Below are 26,056 nucleotides of genomic sequence, written 5' to 3' on the forward strand. Positions count from 1 at the left end.
ACCCTTCCTGTGTCCGTTATCGCTAACGTTGGATAAGCGGTTGAACTTTATTATCGATAGCTTCGCGAGCACGGAAGATACGTGAACGCACGGTACCAACGGGGCAATCCATAATGGCTGCTATCTCTTCATAGCTCAGGCCATCCAACTCACGCAGGGTAATCGCCATACGCAGGTCTTCAGGGAGTGACTCAATGGTACGAAAAACTATCTGTTTCAATTCTTCAGACAACATTAAGTTCTCAGGGTTCGAAATTTCTTTCAGCGCGCCTGCGCTTTCAAAATTTTCCGCATCGATCGCATCCACATCACTGGCAGGCGGACGACGCCCCTGAGCAACCAGGTAATTCTTTGCTGTATTCACCGCAATGCGGTACAGCCAGGTATAAAATGCGCTATCGCCACGGAATGATTCCAGTGCGCGGTAGGCTTTGATAAACGATTCTTGTACCACATCAGGCACGTCACCTGACGGAACGTAGCGCGAAACCAGACTTGCCACTTTATGCTGGTAACGAATAACCAGTAAATTGAATGACTTCTGATCTCCTTTCTGCACCCGCTCAACGAGAACCTGATCCGTTAACTGCTCGCTCATCCGAGGTAATGTCTCCCCAAATCTGTTTCCACGCGTAATTGAATAACCAGCAATGACTCAACTTTCTGAGCAAGCACTCGCTTAGAGGGGTCATTCTGTCGTTAGTTCAGTTACGCCATTATTTTTGTCTTAACGCCGGGCTGTTTTTACACTTCACATGGTTATTTTGCTTTCTGATAAAGTGTATGCCACCACCTTTCTTTCATATTCGCTTGCGATATGAATCCCGACGGACGCCCGCAGAGTAACGCAAGGAGCCGCGCTTTTCATCTCTAAAAGCCGTTTATTCGCTAAAGTTCGCAATATTAAACTTAGCATGACAAAAACCAACGCTAAGCCAATGATTTTCGGTTATCCCCCTGACAGAAACATGACAACATTGTGAGATCAGCGCAGAAAAAAGGCTTTTTCCCGGCAGAAATTGGCGCTATGCTCAGCAAACAACCTGTTTAGTATATTAAACATCATGACCCATTCGACCGATTACAGCTGTGACGTGTTGATTATTGGCAGCGGCGCCGCAGGACTCTCACTGGCGCTGCGACTGGCGGAGACCCAGCAGGTCACGGTTTTAAGCAAAGGGCCGGTGAGTGAAGGCTCGACATTCTATGCGCAGGGCGGCATCGCCGCGGTGTTTGATGAAACCGACAGCATTGAATCACATATCGAAGATACGCTGATTGCCGGCGATGGTCTTTGCGAGCGTGAAGCGGTATCGTTTATTGCCAGTAACGCCCGCCAGTGCGTGCAATGGTTGATCGACAATGGCGTACTTTTCGATAAAGAAACGCGCGCTAACGGCGAAGAGCACTATCACCTGACGCGCGAAGGCGGTCACAGCCATCGCCGCATTTTGCACAGCGCCGACGCCACCGGCCGAGCGGTCGAAACTACACTGGTCAGCCAGGCGCTCAGCCATCCGAATATCCGCATTATCGAGCGCAGCAACGCCATCGATCTGATTGTCTCGGACAAAATCGGTATTGCCGGCGCGCGTCGCGTGGTCGGTGCTTATATCTGGAACCGTAAACGCGAAAAAGTCGAAACCTGTAGCGCGCGCTCAATTGTGCTGGCCACCGGCGGTGCGGCGAAGGTCTATCAGTACACAACCAACCCGGATGTCGCTTCTGGCGACGGCATTGCCATGGCGTGGCGCGCCGGATGCCGGGTCGCCAATCTTGAATTTAACCAGTTCCACCCCACCTGCCTGTTCCATCCGCAAGCGCGTAACTTTTTGCTGACGGAAGCGCTGCGCGGCGAAGGCGCATATCTTAAACGCCCGGATGGCACGCGCTTTATGCCCGATTTCGATGCTCGTGGCGAACTGGCACCGCGTGATATCGTTGCCCGCGCGATCGATCACGAGATGAAACGCCTCGGCGCAGACTGCATGTATCTGGATATCAGCCATCAGCCCGCCGACTTTGTGCGCAGCCATTTCCCGATGATTTATGACAAATTGCTCAGCTTCGGTTTTGACCTGACGAAAGAGCCAATCCCCATCGTGCCGGCCGCCCACTACACCTGCGGCGGCGTGATGGTCGATCAGCATGGCCGCACCGATCTGGACGGACTGTATGCGATTGGTGAAGTGAGTTATACCGGCCTGCACGGCGCCAACCGTATGGCGTCTAATTCGCTGCTGGAGTGCCTGGTGTATGGCTGGTCAGCCGCCGAAGATATCAGCCAGCGCCTGCCGCAGCGTGAGATTGTCACGCAGCTGCCGGCATGGGATGAGAGCCGCGTAGATGATTCCGACGAGCGGGTAGTGATTCAGCATAACTGGCACGAACTGCGGCTGTTTATGTGGGACTATGTCGGCATCGTGCGCACCACGAAACGCCTGGAGCGCGCACTACGCCGCATCAGCATGCTGCAACAGGAGATCGACGAATATTATGCCAATTTCCGCATCTCCAACAATCTGCTGGAGCTGCGTAATCTGGTTCAGGTGGCGGAGCTGATTGTACGCTGCGCCATGCAGCGCAAAGAGAGTCGCGGACTGCACTTCACCCTCGACTATCCCGAACAGCTGCCGCAGGCGTTGCCGACTATCCTGCAACCAGGCGTTATCTGAATAAGTAGAAATCGCGGGTCAGACTGCAATGCGCTTCGGAATATTGCTGGTCTGGCCCGCGAATCACCATGCTGTCGACAAATTGCTCGCCCGCTTGTGGCGAAAGCGCCAGCATCACCCGATTGGGTGGGCGAGTTTCATTATCCGCCACATCCGTGCGATAACGTAAGAACCAGCCACGACTAATTGCCATCCCGGCAAAACGGTTGCCGACATCGGCCGGCAGCACCACGCAGAAAAAACCTTCTTCGTCGATAAGTTGCTCAGCGCAGCTCAACAGTGTCTGGTGATCGAGCGTATCGGTATAGCGGGCGGCCGCACGTTGCGGCGAAGCACAGGCGGAACCGGCGGCAAAGTACGGCGGATTACTGACAATCAGCGAATAGCGCGCCTGCGACTGTGCCGCAAACTGACGAATATCCTGCTGATGGATCGCCAGACGCGCTGCCCATGGCGACGCCGCGCAATTCTCTTGCGCCTGCGCGGCCGCTTCGGCATCCAGTTCGACGCCGTCCACCCGCACGCTGGCATCGGTGCGCTGCGCCAGCATCAGCGCAATCAGGCCGCTACCGCAACCGATATCCAGCACCCGGTTAATTCGCGCCACTGGCGCCCAGGCACCGAGTAGCACCCCGTCCGTCCCCACCTTCATCGCACAGCGATCGTGGGCAACAAAAAATTGTTTAAACGTAAATCCGTTGGCGCGCAAATTGGCCTTTTGTTGTGACATTACACTGACCTGAAAGGGAAACGGCGCTAGCATAGGACAAACTGAGACTTGAGAAAAGTCATCAACTGAACACAAACAGATGAAGATCGCGCTCAATCTGTCTATAATCAGCGCCCCAAACTGAGGTAGACCATGACTGTAACCACTTTTTCCGAACTCGAACTTGATGAAAGCCTGCTGGATGCCCTGCAGGAAAAAGGCTTCACTCGCCCAACCGCGATCCAGGCTGCAGCTATTCCGGCCGCGTTGGAGGGCCGTGACGTATTGGGTTCGGCGCCAACCGGTACAGGAAAAACGGCTGCCTTCTTGCTGCCGGCACTGCAGCATCTGATCGACTTTCCGCGTAAAAAATCGGGGCCACCGCGTATTTTGATCCTGACCCCAACGCGTGAACTGGCGATGCAGGTTGCCGACCAGGCGCGTGAACTGGCAAAAAATACGCATCTGGATATCGCCACTATTACCGGCGGCGTGGCCTTTATGAACCACGCTGAAGTATTTAGCGAGAACCAGGATGTGGTGGTCGCCACCACCGGTCGCCTGCTGCAATATATTAAAGAAGAAAATTTTGATTGCCGTGCGGTAGAGACGCTGATCCTTGATGAAGCCGACCGTATGCTGGACATGGGTTTCGCGCAGGATATCGAGACCATCGCGGCGGAAACCCGCTGGCGCAAACAGACCATGCTGTTCTCGGCGACGCTGGAAAGCGAAGCGGTTGCCGAATTCGCCAAGCGCATTCTGAATGAGCCGGTGGAAGTTGAAGCCGACCCGGCGCGCCGTGAACGTAAAAAAATCCTGCAATGGTACTATCGCGCTGACGATATCAAACATAAAACCGCCCTGCTGATTCACCTGCTGCAACAGGAAGAAGTGACACGCTCTATCGTCTTTGTGCGTAAACGTGAGCGTGTACATGAGCTGTGCGGCTGGTTGCGTGAAGCCGGCATCAACACCAGTTTCCTTGAAGGGGAGATGGTGCAGGCCAAGCGTAATGAAGCGTTTAAACGCCTGAGTGAAGGCCGGGTGAATGTGCTGGTTGCTACCGATATCGCCTCGCGCGGGATTGATATCGATAATATCAGCCACGTCTTTAACTTTGATATGCCGCGCACGGCTGATACTTATCTGCACCGCATTGGCCGTACCGGCCGTGCCGGTAAGAAAGGGACCGCCCTGTCGCTGGTTGAAGCGCATGACCATCTGCTGCTGGGGAAAATCGCCCGCTATATCGATGAACCGCTGAAATCTCGCACAATCGATGAGTTACGTCCGACCACGCGCGCTCCAAGTGAGAAGCTGAAAGGCAAACCATCGAAAAAAGCGTTAGAGAAGCGTAAAGAGAAAAAAGATAAAGAGAGCGAAGAGACCAAACCGCGGATTAAGAAGCGTCATCGCGACGCTAAAAATATCGGTAAACGTCGTAAGCCAAGCAGTGAAGTGAAAAAAGAGAGTACTGAATAATTACACTCACTGACCAAAAAAAGGAGCCATCAGGCTCCTTTTTTACTGCCGTAAATGTTACAGGCTTTCAGTAAACGTACGCGCAATCACATCACGCTGCTGTTCAGGCGTCAGTGAGTTAAAGCGCACCGCATAGCCGGAGACGCGAATCGTCAGCTGTGGATAATTTTCCGGGTGCTCAACGGCATCCATTAAGGTTTCACGACGCAGCACATTCACATTAAGATGCTGGCCACCTTCCACCCGCACTTCTGGTTTAGTTTCCAGGGGTACTTCGCGATACTCGATCTGTCCCAGATCGCTCAGATTAACCACCTGATCTTCACTGTAACCCGCTTTAGCACAGACGCAGCGCGCCTGCGCCTTATCCTCATCCAGCAACCAGAATGAGTTCAGCAGTCCGCTGTCACTGGCTTTGGTGATTTGAATTCCGGTAATCATATAATGCCTCCCAGGCTTGTGAAAAAGGGTGTTGCTCAGGTTTATATACCAACCCTGCCAACGGGAAGCTTTGATATATATCAATTATCCGCCCAGCCCCTCATGCAGCCAGTCCACAAGGTAATGATTTATATCAATATTCCCTGCCAATTTATTTGCGGTTATTTTTGTAAATTTCAATTATTTTTTAATGTTTTTCCTGCTGGCGATAAACGCTAAACTACGCCATTACACTGGACAGGCCCTGAAGGGAGAATGGAATGGTCAACACATTAACCTGGCACGACGTGCTGGCAGAGGAAAAACAGAAACCTTACTTTATCGAAACGCTCAACGCTGTCGCCAGTGAGCGGGCCGCAGGCAAGACCATCTATCCGCCGCAGAAAGATGTGTTTAATGCCTTTCGTCTCACCGAACTGGGGGCGATTAAAGTGGTGATCCTTGGCCAGGATCCGTATCACGGCCCGAATCAGGCGCACGGTCTGGCATTCTCGGTGCTGCCGGGTGTGGCGGTTCCGCCTTCGCTGGTGAATATGTACAAAGAGCTGGTCAGCGATATTGCGGGCTTTGAGCGGCCCGGTCACGGCTTTCTTGAGAGCTGGGCAAAACAGGGCGTAATGTTACTGAACACCGTACTGACGGTTGAAGGCGGCAAAGCCCATTCCCATGCGCGTTTTGGCTGGGAAACCTTTACTGATAATGTGATTGCGGCGATTAACCAGCACCGCGAAGGCGTGGTGTTTTTACTCTGGGGTTCGCACGCCCAGAAGAAAGGCAGCATTATCGATCGTCAGCGCCATCATGTATTACAGGCGCCGCATCCCTCGCCGTTATCCGCTCATCGCGGTTTCCTCGGCTGCGGGCACTTTTCCAAAACCAACGCTTACCTGAGTGAGCGCGGTGAAACACCCATCGACTGGACGCCTCACCTGCCCTGAGACAGCACCGGGAGCCATTATCGGCTCCCGGTCAGGTCATCAGTACGGGCGACGAAAACGCCGCTCCTGCGTACGCCCTGATTAGCCTTTAGCTTTCGCCACTGCCACCATCGCTGGACGCAACAGACGGCCGTTAAGGGTGTAGCCACTCTGCATCACCAGCATCACGTGATTCGGCGCTACATCCTCAGATTCCATCATCGACATCGCCTGATGGACATCCGGGTTAAACGGTACGTTAGTCTCGTTCACCACTTCAACACCGTATTTGCGCACCGCATCGAGCAGCGATTTCAGGGTCAGTTCGATACCCTCAATCATTGCGGTCAGTTCCGGATTCGCTTTATCAGCCAGTTCAAGTGCACGCTCCAGGCTGTCGATCACTGGCAGCAATTCGTTAGCAAATTTTTCCAGAGCAAACTTGTGCGCTTTCTCGACGTCCAGTTCGGTACGACGACGAATGTTCTCAATTTCCGCTTGCGCACGAAGCTGTGCTTCACGTACGCCGCCCTGAGACTGCGCCAGTTCGGCCTCCAGCTGAGCAATACGCTCATCACGCGGATCCACCTCGTTTGCTGTCTCCGCGTCCTGGTTTTGCCCTTGCTCCATCTCAATTTCGTCTGAGACTTGCTCGTTTGGTGTGTTCTGTTCTTTACTACTCATGAATTTCTCCGCGTTTTTGCACATTCATCTCGCTGGTTCGCTTATTATGGGGATCAGAATCGAGGTTTCAAGGGAAGCCAGTCACATTGTCGGGGCAGATTATCCCCAGGGGGAACACCAGCATAATGAACAATCATTTCAACTGCATTGGAATTGTCGGCCATCCGCGCCATCCAACGGCTTTGACCACGCATGAAATGCTCTATCGCTGGCTGACGGCAAAAGGCTACGAAGTCATTATCGAACAGCAGATCGCCCGCGAGCTGGGGCTGCATGATGTGGCAACCGGTACACTGGCGGATATCGGTCAGCGTGCCGATCTGGCGGTAGTGGTTGGCGGTGATGGCAATATGCTGGGTGCGGCGCGCGTGCTGGCGCGTTATGACATCAAAGTCATCGGCATCAACCGCGGCAACTTAGGCTTTCTGACCGATCTCGACCCTGACAATGCCCAGCAACAGCTGGCGGACGTACTGGAAGGCAAGTATCTGGTTGAAAGTCGCTTTCTGCTGGAAGCGCAGGTTTGCAAAAAAGCCTGCTCCCCGCGGATCGGCACGGCGATCAATGAGGTGGTGCTGCACCCCGGAAAAGTCGCACATATGATTGAGTTTGAAGTTTACATTGATGAAAACTTCGCCTTCTCCCAGCGTTCGGATGGCCTGATTATCTCCACGCCAACCGGCTCCACCGCCTACTCCCTCTCCGCCGGCGGGCCGATTCTGACCCCTTCGCTGGACGCCATCGCGCTGGTGCCGATGTTCCCCCACACTCTGTCGGCTCGCCCGCTGGTGATTAACAGCAGCAGTACCATTCGCCTGCGCTTCTCGCATATGCGCGGCGACCTCGAGATCAGCTGTGACAGCCAGATCGCGCTGCCGATCCAGGAAGGCGAGGATGTACTGATTCGGCGCAGCGACTATCACCTCAATCTGATACATCCACAGAATTACAACTATTTCAATACATTAAGCTCAAAATTAGGCTGGTCAAAAAAATTGTTCTAAAAATCTTCACCAGCTACTTTACTGTATATAAAACCAGTTTATACTGTATGAAAAACCATATCTGTGTATTCATACAGGAAATAATTATGCTGGCACAACTGACCATCAGTAACTTTGCTATCGTTCGCGAGCTGGAAATTGATTTTCAACGAGGCATGACGGCGATTACCGGCGAGACCGGTGCGGGTAAATCGATTGCTATCGACGCGCTTGGCCTCTGTCTCGGCGGTCGTGCCGAAGCAGATATGGTTCGCCAGGATGCGGCGCGCGCCGATATCTGCGCGCGTTTTGCGTTAAAAGACACCCCCTCCGCCCAGCGCTGGCTGGAACAGAACCAACTGGACGACGGCAATGAATGTCTGCTACGTCGCGTTATCAGCAGTGATGGCCGTTCACGTGGTTTTATTAACGGTACTTCAGTTCCTCTCTCTCAGCTACGTGATTTAGGCCAGTTGCTGATTCAGATCCATGGTCAGCACGCCCATCAGTTGCTACTGAAACCCGACCACCAAAAACATCTGCTGGATGCGTATGCCGATGAGAGCCAGCTGACTCAGGAGATGGCCGCAGGCTATCGCCTCTGGCACCACAGCTGTCGTGAACTGGCGCGCCATCAGCAACTGGCGCAGGAGCGTGAAGCGCGCAGTGAACTGCTGCAATATCAGCTGAAAGAGCTGAATGAATTTGCGCCGCAGCCTAATGAATTTGAAAGTATTGATGAAGAGTACAAGCGCTTAGCCAATAGCGGCCAGCTGCTATCTACCAGCCAGCAGGCTTTACAACTGCTGGCCGATGGCGACGACAGTAACCTGCAGAGTTTGTTATATCGCACACGTCAGATGATGAGCGAGCTGATTACCATGGATGACAAACTGAGCGGCGTATTCAGCATGCTGGAAGAAGCCGCGATTCAGATCAGCGAAGCCAGCGACGAGTTACGTCACTATTGTGATCGGCTGGATCTCGATCCAAATCGCCTGTTTGAACTGGAACAGCGCCTGTCGCGCCAGATCAATCTGGCGCGCAAGCACCATATCTCACCGGAAGAGCTGCCAGCCTTTCATCAGCAGTTGCTGGATGAACAGGAGCAGTTATCGCAGCAGGAAAGCGATCAGGAAACGCTGAGCAGTGCGGTCAATGCCCATTATCAGGCGGCGCTGGCCACCGCGCAGCAACTGCATCAGCGCCGCGCGCACTACGCCAGCGAGCTGAGCCAGTTAATCAGCACCAGTATGCAGGCGCTGTCGATGCCGCACGGAAAACTGGCGATTGATGTTCAGTTCAACCCGGATCAGCTCACCGCCGATGGCGCCGACCGTATCGATTTTCGAGTCAGCACCAACCCGGGTCAGCCGTTGCAGGCGCTGGCGAAAGTGGCGTCTGGCGGCGAACTTTCCCGTATTGCACTGGCCATTCAGGTAATTACCGCGCAGAAGATGGATACACCGGCGCTGATTTTCGATGAAGTGGATGTCGGTATCAGTGGACCTACCGCTGCAGTGGTCGGCAAGATGCTGCGCCAGCTGGGTGAATCAACCCAGGTAATGTGCGTGACCCACTTGCCACAGGTTGCCGGTTGCGGCCACTATCATTTCTATGTCAGTAAAGAAACTGATGGTGCAGTGACAGAAACCCATATGCAGCCGCTGGATAAGCGTGCACGTCTGCAAGAACTGGCGCGATTACTGGGCGGAAGCGAGGTCACACGTAACACCCTGGCCAACGCAAAAGAGCTTTTAGCAGCGTGATCCAGCACTTTTTTACATTCCTGTGGTCATATGCTTGCTCTGTAAAGGTTTCAAACTGCGGTAAGGTTGATTATCATCGGCAGTTGTTGCCATCGCCGCGGGCAGTTTGGCATGGCCAGCACAATTCGTCGCAGGGAGCCCGGCTCTTCTTATCGATGTGCGCAACCAGAGCTTAAAAAAGGCTTAGTGACCCGGGTGAAGTCGCCTCATACAAGGCGTCGAGCCCCAATAAGGAATCAATTAATGCGCTGTAAAACGCTGACTGCTGCTGCAGTGGTACTTCTTATGATGACCGCTGGCTGTTCCACTCTGGAGCGAGTGGTTTACCGTCCAGACATCAACCAGGGCAACTACCTGGTGGCTAACGATGTGGCAAAAATTCATACCGGTATGACGCAACAACAGGTTGCTTACACGCTGGGTACACCGATGATGCACGATCCGTTTGGTAACAACACCTGGTACTACGTGTTCCGTGAACAACCGGGCCATGAGCCGGTGAAACAGCAAACGCTGACGCTGACTTTCGACAGCAACGGCACGCTGACCAACATCGATAACAAGCCTAAGCTCACTACCACGAAAAAGTGAGTGTGAACTGCAGGTATAAAAAAGGCGCTCAACCGGCGCCTTTATTTTTTTGCAGCACGTTCTGCCCGCTGACGGCGTAGCTCTTTGGGGTCAGCAATCAACGGACGGTAGATCTCCACGCGATCGCCATCATGCACTTCGTCAGCCAGCTTTACCGGACGACTAAATACCCCAACTTTGTTTTCATCAAGATCGATTTCGCGGCGCAGCTCAAGAATACCTGACGCTTTGATGGTCTGCTCAACGGTACTGCCTTCAGCCAGTTTTACACTGAGCAGATACTGTTTATGCGGCAATGCATACACCACTTCCACGGCAATATCAGGCACGATAGACCTCTTTTGCCCGCAGGGTAAAGGCCTGCACCATGCTGCTGGCCAGTTCTTTAAATATGCGGCCAAAAGCCAGCTCGACCAGCATATTGGTGAACTCAAAATCAAGATTCAGTTCAACTTTACAAGCTTCTTCGCTAAGCGGGGTGAAATGCCAGCCACCGGTTAACTTACGAAACGGCCCATCAACCAGTTGCATATGAATACTTTGATTGTCGGTCAACGTATTGCGGGTAACAAACGTCTTACTGATGCCCGCTTTAGAAACATCGACCGATGCTGTCATCTGATTTTCCGCGAACTCCAGTACGCGGCTGCCGGTACAACCTGGCAGAAACTCGGGATACGCGTCGACATCGTTCACTAACTGATACATCTGTTCGGCGCTGTAGGGCACAAGCGCTGAACGGCTAATCTGGGCCATATCGATTCCTGTTATATCTCAAAACACATAAATAATATCATCCCCGGCGATCAAACAAAATTCTCTGGCGGCAATGGCGTGCTAAAATAGCGCATTTCCCCGCCAGGTATTGGTCAGGGGATGCCATTATTCACTGCTTGATGTAGACTAAGCCGCACTATGACAAAGAAAAAAGCACATAAACCCGGTTCCGCTACCATTGCCATGAACAAACGCGCCCGTCACGAATACTTCATTGAAGAAGAGTTCGAGGCAGGACTTTCGTTACAAGGATGGGAAGTAAAATCACTCCGCGCCGGTAAGGCTAACATCAGCGACAGCTATATCCTGCTGCGCGATGGCGAGGCTTATCTGTTTGGCTCAACATTCCAGGCGCTAAGCGTGGCTTCGTCGCATGTCGTTTGCGATCCGACCCGTAGCCGTAAGCTGCTGCTGAAAAAGCGCGAACTGGATTCACTGTACGGTCGTGCCAATCGCGATGGTTACACCATTGTGGCACTGTCCATGTACTGGAAAAATGCCTGGGCCAAACTGAAAATCGGCGTGGCGAAAGGTAAGAAAGAGCACGACAAACGCGATAGCGTCAAAGATCGCGAATGGCAGCAAGACAAAGCCCGTATCATGAAACATGCAAATCGCTAAGCTACTGGCATAGCGCAGGGTTTTTCTGATATACTGCTTAACAGTACTTGGGGCTGATTCTGGACTCGACGGGATTGTGTAGCCTTAGGAGCATGCCGAGGGACGGTTTGCCTCGTAAAAAGCCGTAAAAAAATAGTCGCAAACGACGAAAACTTTGCACCTGCTGCTTTAGCAGCGTAATCAGCCTAAGAAACTGAAGGTGTCCTCTCTCCCTAGCCTCCGCTCTTAGGACGGGGATCAAGAGAGGTCAAACCCAAAAGAGATCGCGTGGATACCTTGCCTGGGGTTGAAGCGTTAAATCCAATCAGGCTAGTTTGTTAGTGGCGTGTCCATCCGCAGCTGACCGGCGAATGTAAAGATTGGACTAAGCATGTAGTGCCGACGGTGTAGTAATTTCGGACGCGGGTTCAACTCCCGCCAGCTCCACCAAAATTCTTCAGCGGCGATACCAGAATCGTCCGCAGAAGTCCTGAAAGCCCGCACGGCGCAAGCCCTGCGGGCTTTTTTGTATCTTTAGTCTTACGGGACGATTCACCTGAATCCAGTGATTGCTGGCAGGCGAATGGGTAATTAAAATTTTATTCAGACTCTGCCATTTTTTCCAGTACCGCCGTCTTTGTTATTGATACGAAAAGCGGCTGAAATAAGGTATAAAGCCGCATGAAAATCCCAAACAGAATCCAGCCTCTGGTCGATGATGGCCTGATAGACGAAGTGCTTCAACGACTGAAAAGCGGCAAAGAAGCCGATGTTTACACCGTTTTATGCGGTGACAAGATCCATTGCGCCAAGGTTTACAAGGAAGCAACACAACGTAGCTTTAAGCAGGCTGTGCAGTACCAGGAAGGGCGCAAAGTCCGCAATAGTCGTAATACCCGTGCGATGCAAAAAGGCTCAAAATTCGGACGCAAGCAACAAGAAGAGTCCTGGCAAATGGCGGAGGTCGATGCGCTGTTCCGTCTGGCTAATGCCGGGGTTCGCGTACCCCAGCCCTATATTTGCATTGACGGTGTGTTATTGATGGAGCTGGTCACTGATGCTGAAGGTGCGGTTGCGCCACGCCTCAGCGATGTGACCCTGACGGAAGAAATCGCAGTGGCTGATTTCGCTACAATGATCCGCAATATCGTACGCATGTTGTGTGCTGGTATTGTACATGGTGATTTATCGGAGTTTAACGTGCTGCTTGATGCGCAAGGACCGGTAATTATCGACTTGCCACAAGCTGTCGATGCCGCTGCGAACAACCTTGCTGAATCGATGTTTGAACGTGATGTGAATAATATCACCGCTTACTATGGTCAGTTCGCCCCGCAACTATTGCAAACCCGTTATGCGAAAGAAATCTGGATGTTGTATGAAGACGGAAAATTAACGCCAGAAACACCGCTAACCGGTCTGTTCGTCGAAGAGTCTCATGAAGTGGATGTGGATTCTCTGATGGATGAAATCATTGCAGCCGAAGATGAATTTTACGAACGCCAGCGGGCAGCCAAAGAGCGCGACGATGAATAATGATGGTGCACGCCGGCACTCCAGACACAGGCCCCAAAACGGCCTGTGTCACCCGCTCTTTCATCCCGACCTTAAGCGCTAACGGCATCCGCCGGTATACGGGCAATCACCTTAATTTCAAAATCAAAACCTGCCAGCCAGGTTACGCCGATAGCCGTCCAGTTCGGGTAAGGCGGCTGGCTGAACACCTCTTTTTTAACCTCCAATATCGTCGCAAACTGATTTTCCGGATCGGTATGGAATGATGTCACGTCAATGATATCGTCAAAAGTACAGCCTGCGGCCGCCAGCGTGGCTTTCAGGTTATCGAATGCAAGCCTGACCTGACGGGCAAAATCTGGCTCAGCGGAACCGTCACTACGGCTACCGACCTGACCGGAAACAAACAGCAAATCCCCGGATCGAATGGCGGCAGAATAACCATGCTGTTCATACAGTGCATGGCGGTCTGCGGGAAATACAGCATCACGTTGCGTCATCGTGTTGTCCTCTTTATGGCAAAAAGTTCGATTGTGATTTCACTGGTTGCGTCGCAATTCGATATACTCTGCGTATGTCAATTAAACTCATATACGCCACGCATGTCAATTGAGATACGTAGTGTATATGAAAAAGGAGAGCACAGTAGTGGTAAAACGTCGGGCTGAAACGATGGAAGAGAATCGTAAAAAATTGATCTCTGCGGGGCGTAAAGCCTTTGCTGACAAGGGATTCGCAGCCGCGTCGATGGATGAACTGACTGCACATGCAGGGCTAACCCGAGGAGCTCTTTATCACAATTTTGGTGATAAAAAAGGATTACTGGCTGCCGTCGTTGCTCAGGTTGATGGCGAGATGGCCGCTCGGGCGCAAGACGCTGCAGTCCGGTACGAAGATGGCTGGGAAAAACTGCTTGCTCAGGGGGCCGCTTACATCGAACTGGCTACCGACCCTGAAATTCAACGGATTGTACTGTTGGATGGACCGGCATTTCTCGGCGATCCCTCGCAGTGGCCCAGTCAGAACGTCTGTCTGCATGAAACTAAACTGGCGCTTACCGCCCTCGCCTCCGACAATATTCTGCAGCCCGTCGATGTGGAAGCTGCAGCCCGGCTGCTCAATGGAGCTGCTCTCAATGCTGCCCAGTGGGTTGCCGCAAGTGCAGATCCGCAAACAACCTTACCAAAAGCGATTGCAGCGTTTAAATATCTGGCGGCAGGTATATTGAAGGTAAAACCGACGGCACTATAGCGCGTATTACGGCAGGCTGAGGACTACACTATCAGCCTGTCACTGGTGCTTGCGATATCAAAATAGTATCGCCCTGACGACCAGACAACATTAAATTCATTCAGTAAACTTATGGCGTGCAGTGTTAATTTTATTGATACCACTGACTTAAATAGCCGCGACCATAATGAGTACCTGTCGGGCATTTTTATAGCGAAATGCGATAATCAAACACGCCAGAAATTAAAAATAGCAATAAAATACGGGATAGATCGCAGCCCTGATGTTGTCTGTGCCAGAAAAATAAATAACCAACCGGACGATGCAGTAATTACCAGCCGTGATTCTTTCCGTCCAGCTCCCTCGCAAAACCAGAGACAGACCTCATTTTATTATCGATATCGGGAATAGTGTATGGACATCTTCCAAGAGGACATCACGATGAAAAGGTTACTGATATGTTGCATATATGGTAATACAGCGACTACGCTGGCAAAAAAATGCAAAAAGTGGCTAATGAGCGAGGTTATCAAATTCAGATAAGCGCAGTTGGCATTGATAACTTTGCCAGCGTAGCGCCGGCATTTGATTCCTTCCTGGTGGCCCCCCATATTCAATATAAAATGGCGGAGTTAAAAAGCGCCATCAAAGAAGGACAACCCATTGAGTTCATTGAAGGCTACCTTTACGCTTATATTGATGCGGAAAAAATACTGACATTTGCTGTTGAGCATATGGCGGAACTCACCGCATAGATCTGATTAACACCGCAGCGGAACAATGGCATCAACAGATGCCATTGTTATATACGCGCCAGCTAGCTGAGTTCTTCACCATTCGAAGCAATCACCCGCTGGTACCAGCTAAATGACTTCTTCTTATAGCGGTTGCCGGTGCCGGAAATGGTGTCATCCAGGTCGACATAAATAAAACCGTAGCGCTTGGACATCTCGCCGGTAGACATACTGACCAGATCAATACAGCCCCACGGCGTATACCCCATCAGATCAACACCATCAGCAATCGCATCGGCCATCGCTTCAATATGTTTGCGCAGATAATTAATCCGGTAATCGTCAGCGATAACGAAGTTTTCATCCGGCTTATCAATGGCACCCAGGCCATTTTCCACAATAAACAGCGGCTTCTGATAACGGTCATACAGCTGGTTCAGCGCAATGCGCAGGCCAACCGGATCAATCTCCCAGCCCCAGTCGCTGGCTTCCAGGAACGGATTACGCACGCCACCCAGCAGGTTACCTTCAGTGCTGCCAGCATCCGGGTTGGTTTCATTAACGGTGGAAGACATGTAATAGCTGAAGCCAATGTAGTCCACCGGATGTTCGGCAAACAGCGCCAAATCGCCTGGTTCGATAGCCAGTTCCACCCCGAGCTTCTGCCACAGGCTTTTTGCGTAGTAGGGATACTTCCCGCCCACCTGCACATCGGCGCAATAGAGGTTAAACGACTGATTATCCTGCAATGCTTTCAGCTGATTTAACGGGTTACAATCATAGCCATAGGTAGTGGCGTAAATGATCATGCAACCAATCTGGATCTGCGGATTAAACTCATGCGCGATTTTAACCGCAGTGCTGCTGGCGACAAACTGGTTATGCCAGGCCTGAAATTTAGCCTGTGGATCGAGCGCGCCGGTTTTTACCGTTAAACCCTGGCTCATAATCGGAAAATGAACCGCGCTGTTAATTTCGTTAAAGGTCATCCAGTATCTGACCTGCTTACCGAAACGTTCAATCACCGTGCGGGCAAAACGCTCAAAAAAACCAACCAGTTCGCGGTTTTTCCAGCCGCCATATTCGGTCGCCAGCTTAAGCGGCATCTCATAGTGAGAGAGGGTAATCACCGGCTCAATGCCGTGCGCCAGACACTCGTCGATCACCTGCTGATAGTGCGCCAGCCCTGCCTCATTGGCCGTCTGTTCAACACCGTTCGGGTAAATACGCGTCCAGGCGATGGAGAAGCGGTAACATTTAAAGCCCATTTCAGCGAACAGCGCGATGTCTTGTTTAAAACGGTGGTAGTGGTCAATGCCTTTATGATTCGGGTAGGTAAACTGGCTCGGGTCGACAGAGAAATCGAAGTCAGGTGATGCGACAATCTTTAAGCGCTGCTTACCACCAGGAAAGGCATCGGCAATCGACAACCCTTTACCCTCTGCGTTATACGCCCCTTCGACCTGGTTGGCGGCAGTTGCCCCACCCCATAAGAAATGCTGCGGAAACTTGTTACTCATTGACCTTACTCCTGTTGTAAACAATCAAAAGCTCGCTTGCAGAAGTGTATGCGATAACGCCAGCCAGAGACAATCAGAAGCGTGGATAATCAACCCTCTGTTTTTTAATGAAAAAAATAACCTTCCGTGAGTATCAATGAGCAAGCCTTTATAGAGAATATTATTAATTTAAATTAAAAATATTTAATAAATAATAAATCAATATGTTTTATCTATATTAATATGCTGACTAATTAAAAAGCGTTCGCTACTATATAAAAAGATTTTTCGCTTCGGGTTTAACTCATGAATCTCATCTATATACAACTTTTTATCGCCATCCTGTTTGAAGTGGTCGGTACTACATTACTTAAGTACTCAGAGGGGTTTACCCGTCCCGCTTATGGCGTCGCTACGCTGGCATGTTATGCCGTCGCGTTCTACTGCCTGTCGCTGACGTTGCAACATATCCCGACTGGTATCGCTTACGCTATCTGGTCAGGCGTCGGTATTGTGCTGATTTCGCTGGCAGCCTGGTTATTACAGGGGCAGAGAATTGATTTTGCGGGCATTATTGGTCTGGCTTTTATTATTATCGGCGTAATTATCGTCAATGTATTCTCTAAGACCATTCCGCACTAAGCCGACGCGCGCGAATTAATCTTTGCGGCTATCTGCAGCATTCAGCGTCGCAAGCACCGCCTGAACATATCGTAATTCATTGATTAAGAAAGTAAATTTAATTATACCGGGCGTCCCTTCCCTGCATTGCAGGGGCTGGATCCTGTGCTGGTCGTCTGTGAGATCCTGTTCCCGCCACAGCGTCTGGGCTACGCCATTGTACCCGCTCCGCTGGTTGGCACTTTTTGTGGCGCCAGACTACTGATGGACCATCACCCGCCGATCGACGCGAGGTGATCATTAATGCCATTAACCGCACTCTTCCACCGCAACTTCTGCTGGCGATACTCGCTGCACATCGGGGAACGTAACCATCAGGACGGCAAGACAAACCCTGAGGGTAAATTGCAACCCGAGTAATTATTACCTAATAAAATTCCGACGATACATTTTATGTTTGATGCGCTTTATTAAAAATTAATACAACAGTATTAAAATTGAAAGACAGCATGCAATTCTGCCATGAGCGGAAAATATAACACCAAAATAACAAAACAATCCTCAGTGGATTGAGAATTATATTTATATTGAAACTCATTACCGATCAGCATTATTTGAAAAAATTAACATTCATGCTACCCTTTAGCAAAATCAATATTTATTAAAGTGTTAAACATGTCGAAAAAAAAAGAGACTATCATCAACACCGCCACCACCTTATTTAACCGGGAGGGATTTCACTCGGTAGGCGTGGATAAAATAGCCGCTGCCGCCGGCGTATCTAAATTAACACTCTACCGCAACTTCCCCTCTAAAGAACGGCTTATCATTGAGGTACTTCACCGGTGCAAAGAAGATTTCCTGAACGACATCCGTCTCATTACGGAAAATCAGCCAACGCCTAAGGATAAGCTATTTTCTTTTTTTAACTATTATCATTACTGGTTTAAGAGCGTTAATTTCCGCGGCTGTATGCTGAGCCACTCGGTTGCGGAGTTGGGTTATAAATCCAATGCGATTATCGAAATGAACCAAAGCATGAAGAACAGTCTGATCCAGATATTATTGACGATACTATATCCCGTAGTAAAAGGTGAAAGAGCACAACGTATTGCTTATACCTTTATCATATTAGTTGATGGCTCAATTAGCGCCGAACTCACGTGGCGCCATCAGAATGAATACTCCCCTGCGTTAATTGCCTGGTCAACGGCGAAGACTATTCTGGAGTCTGAAGGGATCCCCCTTTAGCTGCCGGCACGGCGCTGACACTGGTGAATCGGCCCCCTCTCCCTGCTGTCACTCATGGTTTTCAGCTGGTTAACCAGCGTCACAAAAAACATTATTATTATTTATCAGATATCTGCCATTTTGACTTTGCGTCAGCAAACCAGCCAGTATCGCTAACAATAACAATTGTGACAGGAATCAAAAAACATACTTCATCAGATCAGACCCAATCAATACAAATCAACAAGATAGACTGGAAACTAACAAAATATCAATATTTCCATTGAAAAACAGATCTGTTTACTTTAATTTGTTTTTCAATCATAGCTTCAGGAATTGAATCATGGAAAGTTTAGTTAAACTTAATGCTATACGTTTTCCCGCATGCCATTATGCAATCAGTTCCGATAAATATAATTGCAAACTTCCCTATATTTCAACTGTTATTTCTGATGATGGCCGTGGCAACATGCATGCTGCAGAGCGCAGGCCTTGCCAGTTTTTTCCTCCGGCCCGAGGCAGAAAAATATCATACCACCTATTATCGACACGCCAACCGATTCAGGATTGATGCAAACCCGGTAATTAATTGCGTAAAAAGTTACCGCAACCACTTGCTAAGTAAACCATTAAAAATAGAATAATATTCAATGAATTTATTTTATTCACATCATAATAATTGAAGCTATTTTATATCACCCAGGGTTATGACTTTAGTCTTGCTCCAAAGGATCGGTGCGTTACGAATTGCGCGGCTATTGTTAATTAATACTGCGATCTCATTCGGGCGACACACATCAAAGCAGGAATATTGCTCTGCGGTATAAACCGTAGCTATTTTTCAGGTTTTCGCAAGAAATCCCTTTTTCGGCAACAATACAACTGAGAACGGACTCATGAATATTCAGGGACATCCCCAACAGAGTAATCTCAACAGTGCTTTAAACAGCAAACAACATTGTGCGCAACCTGCAACCACAGTTAGCGCATTTTCCACACAGCAGGATCTGGCGAAAACCCTGAGTATCCAGTTGCGTAAAGCCGTACTGGAGATCGCGGGTTGTAACAATCAATGGAGTGCTATCCCTTTGCAGGGCAGTGGCATCTTTGCGGTAGAAGCGATGCTATGTTCGCTACTTTCCCCGACCGACCATCTGTTAATTGTGGAGAATGGCGTTTCCGCCAGTCGGATGGCGGAAATTTGTTATATCCATCATATCCGTTACTCCATACTAAAGCTTGATACGCTCAGAGGTATCGAGCTGGCACAGGTCGCCGCGGTACTCGATCAGGATAGCTCCATCACACATCTCGCCGCTGCCCACTTCGAGGCTTCTCTCGGAGTGAAGAACGATATTGATGGCCTCGCCCGTCTGGCGGTGCAGTATGGCTGTCGGCTGCTGGTGGATGTGATCAGCACCTTCGGCGTTTTACCGCTGAACTTCGCCTCTCCGGCGCTGGCGGCAGTGGCTCTGTCCGCCAGTCAGTGTCTGCATGGCGTTCCGGGAATGGCATTTGTACTGGTATGTAAAAATGAACTGACGCAAAAAACGCCGCCGCGCACCTTTAGCCTTGATTTAAAAGCACAATATCGGGCGCTAAAATCCGATGGTCAGTGGCGTTTCACACCCCCGTTACAGGTCATGCTGGCGTTAAAACAGGCGATTGATGACTATCGCCTGCAGGGAGGGCGGGAAGCGCGCTTTCAGCTCTATTGTCAGCGCATGATCCATTTGCTGAAGGGGATGGCGGCTTTAGGGTTTCAGCCGCTGATTGAGCCACAGTACTGTGCGCCCCTGTTTGTTACGCTTGTCGGATGCCGCGGCCAGCACTTTGCCACCAGCAAACTCAGCGAATGTCTGCTGCCACGCCAGCTGGCTCTCAGCATCATCAGCAATGGCGTCGACACTTTTCGTATCGGTGTTCAGGGAGAAGTTAGCCTGAATGATATTGACGATCTGCTGACTGCCGTACGGGATTGTACCAGTCAGCAACAGCTTAATCACCTGAGTCAAATGCCGTCCGGCTGACCGCAATAAAAACAGCAATAATCGGCTACCATTTTTAACTCGAGCGCGTTGAAAAGGAGATCACCAATGCGCCTTGCTTGTCTTATGGCGGGTTCCGGCCATCGCCTTTTACCGTTAACAACGTCACTGCATACAAACTGTCTGATGTCCGGCAGATATCGCATGATTGACTATCAGCTCACGACTTTTGAACGTGCCGGTATTGGTCATAAAACCTTTGTTCTCGGCCATGGCGCGGCCGAGTACGCGAGTATCCTGTTTGATTCGCTACCACACAGCCATTTTGTCCTGCTGAATAATCCGTTGTATCAAACATTAAATCTCGACTGGAGCGCCTGGCTGGTGCTCAGCATGCATGACGAGCCGATCATCTATTATGAGAGCAATCTGCTGCTTCCGCCTTCCCTGCTGAAAGAAGTCAAAAACCACCCGGCAGAGATTTGTGTGGCGGTTGACTCTGCCCGCAAGCCAGCGGCCAGCAATCTGCGAAAACTTCCCTCTGCGCAACCGGCTGAAATAATAACAGAGGTGAGATTTCTGACCGACGATGCACCAGGAGAGTTTATTGCGCTGGTTAAGATGAATGCCGCGGCGCGCCGTTTTGTCGTCGAGCAATTGTCGACGCAATCCTATGAAGGCGAAGTTCAACTTTATACTATCCTGGGCCGCGCCTGCAGGCTGTTCTCCACCGCCTGGATTGATATGGCGGGTCGTCCGTGGCTCAGGGTCGATAATCCACAGGCGTTGCAACACGCCAGTTTACTGGCCGAGGAGATAGTTAACGCCTGAGAGCTGTTTCACCTGCGACACACCTCGCTTTGCGGGTGTGTTGTCTGCACTAATTTGTGGAACTCACCCTCAGGGATGATTTGTATCAATACCCGCCACACATCAGCACGTTAATGTTTATGCAGAGTCGATATCAGATCAAAAATGATGCCGACCGCTGACATATCATGCTGTATATGCGACGGGAAAGAGATGATGGCAATTTTTAGAACGCGTCTGGGGAAACTGTTACTTATTTTGTTAATTGGCGCCGGGATTTGGCTCAGTCCGGTTCCGCAAGGGGTAAAACCTGAAGCCTGGCATCTGCTGGCTATCTTCACCGCCACGGTGGTCGGACTGATCCTTTCGCCTTACCCACTGGGCGCAATGGCGATTTTCAGTTTAACGATGGTAGCCGCCTGCGGTTTACTGAGTGTTGATGCCGTACTGGCTGGTTTCGCCGACTCCACTATCTGGATGATTGCCTGCGCGTTCTTTATTTCACGCGGCTTTATCAAAACCGGTTTTGGTAAACGTGTCGGTTATTTGTTTATTCGCCTGCTGGGACATAACACGCTCGGTCTGGCTTATGGTCTGGTGCTAACTGACCTGATTTTCGCCCCGGCGATGCCCTCTACTTCCGCACGCTGCGGCGGCATTATTACCCCGCTGTTTCGCTCTATTGCCGAAGCCTATGAATCGACGCCGGAACGCGGCACTGAACGCAAAATTGGCGCATTTTTAGTCCAGTGCGTGTTCCAGTGTAACGCCATCACCTGTGCGATGTTCCTCACTTCGATGGCCGGTAATCCGATGGTGGCTAAACTGGCGGGCGGTATGGGCTTAACCATTACCTGGACCGACTGGGCGATTGCCGCCATCGTTCCCGGCCTGATCTCGCTGGCGGTGATCCCGTTACTGCTGTATCGCTTTTATCCGCCAGAATTAAAACGTACGCCGGAAATGCGCCAGATTGCTGCCGAAAAGCTGCGTGAAATGGGCAAACTGAGCCGTAACGAGTGGATTGTACTGTGTGTCTTCCTCGGCCTGGTGGGACTGTGGGTGCTGGGTTCTTCATTGCAGATTAACGCCACCCTGACCGCCTTCCTCGGCCTGAGCGTGTTGTTGCTCACCGGCGCGTTAACCTGGGATGATGTGATTGGCGAGAAAGAGGCGTGGCATACCGTGGTATGGTTCGCGGTGCTGCTGACGCTGGCCAATCAGCTGAATAAACTGGGCTTTATCTCATGGTTTGGCGGTCTGATCGCTGGCTATGTGCAGGGCATGCACTGGCTGCCGATGCTCGGTATCCTGCTGCTGGCTTACTACTACACCCACTATATGATGGCCAGCGCCATTGCGCATATCAGCGCCATGTACGCCATTTTTGTCTCGATTGCGATTGCGGCTGGCGCGCCGCCAATGTTAACCGTGCTGGTGTTTGGCATGTTCAGTAATCTGTATATGGCGACCACCCACTACTCTGGCGGCCCGGCACCGATTCTGTTTGGTTGTAACTACATTCCGCTGGCCACCTGGTGGAAAATTGGTTTCCTGCTGAGCCTGGTGGTGATCCCAATCTGGCTAATTATCGGCAGCAGCTGGTGGAAAGTGCTCGGCTTCTGGTAAACCGTGATTGCAGGGGGAGTGCAGTCAGTTGGCGGCAACTCTGGTTCAGACGGGAGCCGAAAACGGCTCCCCTACACTGTTTCAGATATTAGCCGCCCACAAAGGCTAACCGCGCGCACCCACCGGATTCATAATCACCTGCAGACCTTCCGGTTCGATGTAATACATACCGCCATAGAAAGGATCGACAATCAACCAGCCGATAAAGCCGCCAAGCGGGATATTACCGAGGCTGTACCACAGGCTGACGCGCTCTTCCAGCGCCAGCGTCTGCGGCACATAGCCCGGCGCTTCCAGCATCACACGAAAGTGTTTTTTACCGAAGTAACTGCCGTCAGATTTCTCCAGCGTCACCGTCAGTGGCGTATGTCCCTGCGCGACTGCGCGACCGGTTTCATCCTGCACGACCACGCTGGCGCCCTGCGGACGCGAGTCAATGCGCACTGCCTGGGTTTTATCACCAACAATGGTGGCGCAACCGCTCAGCATCACCAGAGAAATCAGTGCCAGTAAAATCGCTTTCATAAACCATCCCAAATCAACAAATGTTGTTGATAGTCTAAGCGCTGAGCGGCGGCTTTTCATTAATCATGCCCGATATAGCCGGGCGTAATAAGGCAAATTTTTAGTGGGTTATTGATGCTGGCAACATTTTACAATGGCCGCAATATCCCGCGGCGTGGTGCGGCAGCAGCCGCCAATCAGTTTTGCTCCTGCCGCCTGCCACTGCGGCAGCTTATCGCTAAGTGAACAGCCCGCTGCGGCATGACTCCAGCTTTTAGTGGTCGCATCATACTGTTCACCAGAATTGGGGTAGACCACCAGCGGCTTCGCACTCAGTGTCGCCAGCGTTTGCAGCGCGGCGGTGACATCTTCCAGCGCAATACAGTTGATCCCCAACGCCACGACTTGCGGACTCTGCTCCAGCAGCGCAATCACTGCCGACAACGATGTACCATCGCTCAGGTGCGTGCTGTCGCGCAGGGTAAAGGAGAACCAGGCTGGCGTCGCCGGGAATTCAGCCAGTAGCGTAACCAGCGCCTGAATCTCGGCAAAAGATGGCAGGGTTTCACATGCCAGCAGATCAACGCCCGCCGCCACCAGTGCGGCGATACGCGGACGGTGAAAATCCATCATCGCCGCTGGCGCTAACTGGTAGTCGCCGCGGTACTCGGAGCCATCGGCAAGATAAGCGCCGTAAGGACCGACCGAGCCGGCCACCAGCAACTTGCCGGCTTGCGGATGCTGCGCCAGATAGTCGGCACGCGCACTGCAGGCCAGCTTAACGCTGGTGGCGATCAACGCTTCTGCCTGCGCCGCATCCAGCCCACGCGCGGCAAAGCCCTGCGGCGTAGCCTGATAGCTGGCGGTAATCGCGCACTGCGCGCCAGCGTTAAAGTAATCATAATGCACCTGATAAATCAGCTCAGGATTTTCCATTAACACTTTCGCCGACCACAGGCTGTCGGCCAGATTGCAGCCACGCGCTTCCAGTTCGGTAGCCAGTGCGCCATCCAGCACCAGCGTGCCGCTCTGGTTCAGGATCTCAGCAACGGGATTATTCAGCGACATGTTCAGCATCCTTAGTGAGTTCGCGTCTCTTCAGCAGTTGCGTGACATAGTAAGCGCCATAGCAGATGGCGACAAATGGCAAACCGCACCACAGCGCAATACGCTGCCCGGCATCAAATGCCAGTCCGACGCAGGCCAGCAGGCAGAGTAAAAAGCCGAGGATCGGCGTCAGCGGGAACCATGGCGCGCGGTATTTCAGTTCAGACAGCGATCGACCAGACCGCAGATGATGACGACGGAAAGCGTAGTGCGAGGCGCAGATACTCAGCCATACCGCCACCACCGCAAAACCGGAAATCGCCGATAACGCGACAAATACCGTATCCGGCGCAATCACACTGGAGAACAGCGCCAGCAGCCCACCGAGCATACTGACTGAAATCGCCACCAGTGGAATACCGCGCCGGGTCATATGGGCGAAACAGCGTGGCAGCGTGCGCTGATTAGCCAGCGACCACAGCATACGGCCCGAGGCATAGAGGCCGGAGTTAGCCGCCGAAAGAATCGCCGTCAGAATGACAAAGTTAAAAATATCGGCGGCATAAGGAATACCGATTTTTTCAAACACCAGTACAAACGGACTTTTGACAATCCCGGCTTCATTCATCGGGATCAGCGCCGCCAGCACCACCACTGTGCCAATAAAGAAAATTACCAGCCGCGCTACCGTGGTACGAATCGCCATCGGTACCACCCGCTGCGGGTTTTCAGTTTCGCCAGCGGCAATACCAATCAGTTCGGTGCCGGAAAAGGCAAAGTTCACCGCGACCATGGTCATCAGAATCGGCAGCCCGCCATGCGGCAGCCAGCCTGATGCGGTCAGATTATGGAAAAACGGCGCGCTGGATCCATCTTTCAGCGGAATAAAACCAAAGATCGCACCGGCGCCCAGCAGAATAAACGCCAGGATAGTGACCACTTTGATAATGGAGAACCAGAACTCGCCTTCGGCAAAAAAGCGTGAGGAGATGACGTTTAACAGAAAGATCAGGGTGCAGAACAGCAGGCACCACAGCCACACCGGTGTTTGCGGGAACCAGTACTGCATACAGAAACCTGCGGCGGTGAGACTGGAGCCGAGCGCAACCGTCCAGGTCAGCCAGTAGAGCCAGGCGACGGTATAGCCGGTAGCCGGACTCAGATAGCGCGCCGCATAAACATGAAACGCGCCGGTCTCCGGCATCGCCACTGACAATTCGCCAAGACACATCATCACCAGCCACACCACCAGTGCGCCAATCAGATAGGCCAGCAGCGTTCCGGCCGCGCCGGTCGTGGAGATAATATAACCGGTATTAAAGAACAGGCCGGTGCCAATTACACCGCCCAGCGACAGCATCACCAGATGGCGTGCTTTCATGGTGCGTTTAAACTGCTCGGGAGGAGTGTTGTGCTCAGATGAGTGCATCGCGTTTAACCATATGGACGTCTAAACTTCTATATGGGAAAAACGTTATACAGGGCGTAGTGGCAGAAAGCAACGCTATAAAGCGTGGGCCATGAAGGCAAAAAAGCGGAGAATCGGTGGGATCGCGGTCACAGAAGCCCTTCCCCACCAGATAAGCGCATCCGTTGGGGAATCTCAGCTGGCTAATGT

At 51.5% G+C, this 26,056-nt stretch carries 25 protein-coding genes, 1 other RNA gene and 2 pseudogenes; 17 read left to right on the plus strand and 11 right to left on the minus strand.

Annotated features, from left to right (window positions below; genetic code table 11):
* Nucleotides 1-22 precede the first annotated feature (22 nt).
* The gene (gene rpoE / locus N5923_RS07575) at nucleotides 23-598 is read right to left on the minus strand and encodes an RNA polymerase sigma factor RpoE (protein WP_267143235.1); all 576 of its coding nucleotides are present in this window, start codon (nucleotides 596-598) and stop codon (nucleotides 23-25) included.
* Nucleotides 599-1,064: 466 nt separating this feature from the next.
* Between rpoE and nadB the strand changes: the two genes are divergently transcribed.
* Nucleotides 1,065-2,675 (plus strand): L-aspartate oxidase, encoded by a 1,611-nt coding sequence (gene nadB / locus N5923_RS07580; RefSeq protein WP_267143234.1) that lies wholly within the window; start codon nucleotides 1,065-1,067, stop codon nucleotides 2,673-2,675.
* Here the strand turns inward: nadB and trmN are convergent.
* Entirely contained in the window at nucleotides 2,668-3,405 is a 738-nt protein-coding gene (trmN, locus tag N5923_RS07585) for a tRNA(1)(Val) (adenine(37)-N(6))-methyltransferase TrmN (protein WP_267143233.1), read from the minus strand. The genes nadB and trmN overlap by 8 nt on opposite strands.
* Nucleotides 3,406-3,537: 132 nt before the next feature.
* Here trmN and srmB point away from each other — a divergent pair, with 132 nt between their 5' ends.
* Nucleotides 3,538-4,869: an ATP-dependent RNA helicase SrmB gene (gene srmB, locus N5923_RS07590; RefSeq protein WP_267143232.1), complete on the plus strand. Its 1,332-nt coding sequence runs from the start codon at nucleotides 3,538-3,540 to the stop codon at nucleotides 4,867-4,869.
* A gap of 57 nt (nucleotides 4,870-4,926) precedes the next feature.
* Here srmB and grcA read toward each other — a convergent pair whose 3' ends face one another.
* Entirely contained in the window at nucleotides 4,927-5,310 is a 384-nt protein-coding gene (gene grcA, locus N5923_RS07595; RefSeq protein ID WP_267143231.1) for an autonomous glycyl radical cofactor GrcA, read from the minus strand.
* Between the two features lie 260 nt (nucleotides 5,311-5,570).
* On the opposite strand from grcA, the gene ung reads away from it, so the two are divergent.
* On the plus strand, nucleotides 5,571-6,248 hold the full coding sequence (ung, locus tag N5923_RS07600; protein ID WP_267143230.1) for a uracil-DNA glycosylase: 678 nt from the start codon (nucleotides 5,571-5,573) through the stop codon (nucleotides 6,246-6,248).
* Between the two features lie 81 nt (nucleotides 6,249-6,329).
* Here ung and grpE read toward each other — a convergent pair whose 3' ends face one another.
* Nucleotides 6,330-6,911: a nucleotide exchange factor GrpE gene (grpE, locus tag N5923_RS07605; RefSeq protein ID WP_267143229.1), complete on the minus strand. Its 582-nt coding sequence runs from the start codon at nucleotides 6,909-6,911 to the stop codon at nucleotides 6,330-6,332.
* Nucleotides 6,912-7,036: 125 nt separating this feature from the next.
* Between grpE and nadK the strand changes: the two genes are divergently transcribed.
* From nadK to bamE, 3 genes are all read left to right on the plus strand, one after another.
* Nucleotides 7,037-7,915: an NAD(+) kinase gene (nadK, locus tag N5923_RS07610; protein ID WP_017803129.1), complete on the plus strand. Its 879-nt coding sequence runs from the start codon at nucleotides 7,037-7,039 to the stop codon at nucleotides 7,913-7,915.
* An 86-nt stretch (nucleotides 7,916-8,001) separates the two neighbouring features.
* On the plus strand, nucleotides 8,002-9,663 hold the full coding sequence (gene recN / locus N5923_RS07615) for a DNA repair protein RecN (protein ID WP_267143228.1): 1,662 nt from the start codon (nucleotides 8,002-8,004) through the stop codon (nucleotides 9,661-9,663).
* Nucleotides 9,664-9,906: 243 nt separating this feature from the next.
* Nucleotides 9,907-10,254, plus strand: coding sequence for an outer membrane protein assembly factor BamE (gene bamE, locus N5923_RS07620; protein ID WP_267143227.1), 348 nt, complete (start codon nucleotides 9,907-9,909; stop codon nucleotides 10,252-10,254).
* 41 nt (nucleotides 10,255-10,295) lie between these two features.
* On the opposite strand, the gene N5923_RS07625 is transcribed toward bamE, so the two are convergent.
* Nucleotides 10,296-10,583 (minus strand): RnfH family protein, encoded by a 288-nt coding sequence (locus tag N5923_RS07625; RefSeq protein ID WP_267143226.1) that lies wholly within the window; start codon nucleotides 10,581-10,583, stop codon nucleotides 10,296-10,298.
* The gene (locus N5923_RS07630; RefSeq protein ID WP_267143225.1) at nucleotides 10,576-11,010 is read right to left on the minus strand and encodes a type II toxin-antitoxin system RatA family toxin; all 435 of its coding nucleotides are present in this window, start codon (nucleotides 11,008-11,010) and stop codon (nucleotides 10,576-10,578) included. Before N5923_RS07630 ends, N5923_RS07625 begins: the two co-directional genes overlap by 8 nt.
* A 159-nt stretch (nucleotides 11,011-11,169) precedes the next feature.
* On the opposite strand from N5923_RS07630, the gene smpB reads away from it, so the two are divergent.
* From smpB to N5923_RS07645, 3 genes are all read left to right on the plus strand, one after another.
* On the plus strand, nucleotides 11,170-11,652 hold the full coding sequence (gene smpB / locus N5923_RS07635) for an SsrA-binding protein SmpB (protein ID WP_267143224.1): 483 nt from the start codon (nucleotides 11,170-11,172) through the stop codon (nucleotides 11,650-11,652).
* 49 nt (nucleotides 11,653-11,701) lie between these two features.
* Nucleotides 11,702-12,081, plus strand: a transfer-messenger RNA (tmRNA) gene (ssrA, locus tag N5923_RS07640).
* A 231-nt stretch (nucleotides 12,082-12,312) separates the two neighbouring features.
* The gene (locus N5923_RS07645; RefSeq protein WP_267143223.1) at nucleotides 12,313-13,167 is read left to right on the plus strand and encodes a PA4780 family RIO1-like protein kinase; all 855 of its coding nucleotides are present in this window, start codon (nucleotides 12,313-12,315) and stop codon (nucleotides 13,165-13,167) included.
* 71 nt (nucleotides 13,168-13,238) lie between these two features.
* Here the strand turns inward: N5923_RS07645 and N5923_RS07650 are convergent, their stop codons facing one another.
* On the minus strand, nucleotides 13,239-13,646 hold the full coding sequence (locus tag N5923_RS07650; protein WP_267143222.1) for a RidA family protein: 408 nt from the start codon (nucleotides 13,644-13,646) through the stop codon (nucleotides 13,239-13,241).
* 127 nt (nucleotides 13,647-13,773) lie between these two features.
* Between N5923_RS07650 and N5923_RS07655 the strand changes: the two genes are divergently transcribed.
* Nucleotides 13,774-14,397, plus strand: coding sequence for a TetR/AcrR family transcriptional regulator (locus N5923_RS07655; RefSeq protein WP_267143221.1), 624 nt, complete (start codon nucleotides 13,774-13,776; stop codon nucleotides 14,395-14,397).
* 420 nt (nucleotides 14,398-14,817) lie between these two features.
* Nucleotides 14,818-15,131, plus strand: a pseudogene (locus N5923_RS07660) (PTS sugar transporter subunit IIB).
* A gap of 62 nt (nucleotides 15,132-15,193) precedes the next feature.
* On the opposite strand, the gene N5923_RS07665 reads toward N5923_RS07660, so the two are convergent.
* The gene (locus N5923_RS07665) at nucleotides 15,194-16,630 is read right to left on the minus strand and encodes a glycoside hydrolase family 1 protein (protein ID WP_267143220.1); all 1,437 of its coding nucleotides are present in this window, start codon (nucleotides 16,628-16,630) and stop codon (nucleotides 15,194-15,196) included.
* A gap of 285 nt (nucleotides 16,631-16,915) precedes the next feature.
* Between N5923_RS07665 and N5923_RS07670 the strand changes: the two genes are divergently transcribed.
* The 6 genes and pseudogenes from N5923_RS07670 to N5923_RS07695 all read left to right on the plus strand — a co-directional run bounded on the left by N5923_RS07670 (nucleotide 16,916) and on the right by N5923_RS07695 (nucleotide 22,887).
* Nucleotides 16,916-17,251: an SMR family transporter gene (locus N5923_RS07670; protein WP_267143219.1), complete on the plus strand. Its 336-nt coding sequence runs from the start codon at nucleotides 16,916-16,918 to the stop codon at nucleotides 17,249-17,251.
* 87 nt (nucleotides 17,252-17,338) lie between these two features.
* Nucleotides 17,339-17,512 (plus strand): annotated as a pseudogene (locus tag N5923_RS07675) (PLP-dependent aminotransferase family protein); the annotation flags it as partial.
* Between the two features lie 393 nt (nucleotides 17,513-17,905).
* Nucleotides 17,906-18,481 (plus strand): TetR/AcrR family transcriptional regulator, encoded by a 576-nt coding sequence (locus N5923_RS07680; RefSeq protein WP_267143218.1) that lies wholly within the window; start codon nucleotides 17,906-17,908, stop codon nucleotides 18,479-18,481.
* 875 nt (nucleotides 18,482-19,356) lie between these two features.
* The gene (locus tag N5923_RS07685) at nucleotides 19,357-20,490 is read left to right on the plus strand and encodes an aminotransferase class V-fold PLP-dependent enzyme (RefSeq protein ID WP_267143217.1); all 1,134 of its coding nucleotides are present in this window, start codon (nucleotides 19,357-19,359) and stop codon (nucleotides 20,488-20,490) included.
* Between the two features lie 84 nt (nucleotides 20,491-20,574).
* The gene (locus tag N5923_RS07690; RefSeq protein WP_267145226.1) at nucleotides 20,575-21,279 is read left to right on the plus strand and encodes a glycosyltransferase family protein; all 705 of its coding nucleotides are present in this window, start codon (nucleotides 20,575-20,577) and stop codon (nucleotides 21,277-21,279) included.
* A 195-nt stretch (nucleotides 21,280-21,474) separates the two neighbouring features.
* The gene (locus N5923_RS07695; RefSeq protein WP_267143215.1) at nucleotides 21,475-22,887 is read left to right on the plus strand and encodes an anion permease; all 1,413 of its coding nucleotides are present in this window, start codon (nucleotides 21,475-21,477) and stop codon (nucleotides 22,885-22,887) included.
* A 105-nt stretch (nucleotides 22,888-22,992) separates the two neighbouring features.
* Here N5923_RS07695 and N5923_RS07700 read toward each other — a convergent pair whose 3' ends face one another.
* The 3 genes from N5923_RS07700 to mmuP form a co-directional block, all read right to left on the minus strand.
* Nucleotides 22,993-23,412: a putative periplasmic lipoprotein gene (locus N5923_RS07700; protein ID WP_267143214.1), complete on the minus strand. Its 420-nt coding sequence runs from the start codon at nucleotides 23,410-23,412 to the stop codon at nucleotides 22,993-22,995.
* 108 nt (nucleotides 23,413-23,520) lie between these two features.
* Nucleotides 23,521-24,459 (minus strand): homocysteine S-methyltransferase, encoded by a 939-nt coding sequence (mmuM, locus tag N5923_RS07705; RefSeq protein ID WP_267143213.1) that lies wholly within the window; start codon nucleotides 24,457-24,459, stop codon nucleotides 23,521-23,523.
* Complete coding sequence (gene mmuP / locus N5923_RS07710; RefSeq protein ID WP_267143212.1) at nucleotides 24,446-25,867, minus strand: S-methylmethionine permease; 1,422 nt, start codon at nucleotides 25,865-25,867, stop codon at nucleotides 24,446-24,448. Before mmuP ends, mmuM begins: the two co-directional genes overlap by 14 nt.
* Nucleotides 25,868-26,056: the final 189 nt, after the last annotated feature.

This window comes from Winslowiella arboricola, from assembly GCF_025527015.1.
Taxonomy (GTDB): domain Bacteria; phylum Pseudomonadota; class Gammaproteobacteria; order Enterobacterales; family Enterobacteriaceae; genus Erwinia; species Erwinia arboricola.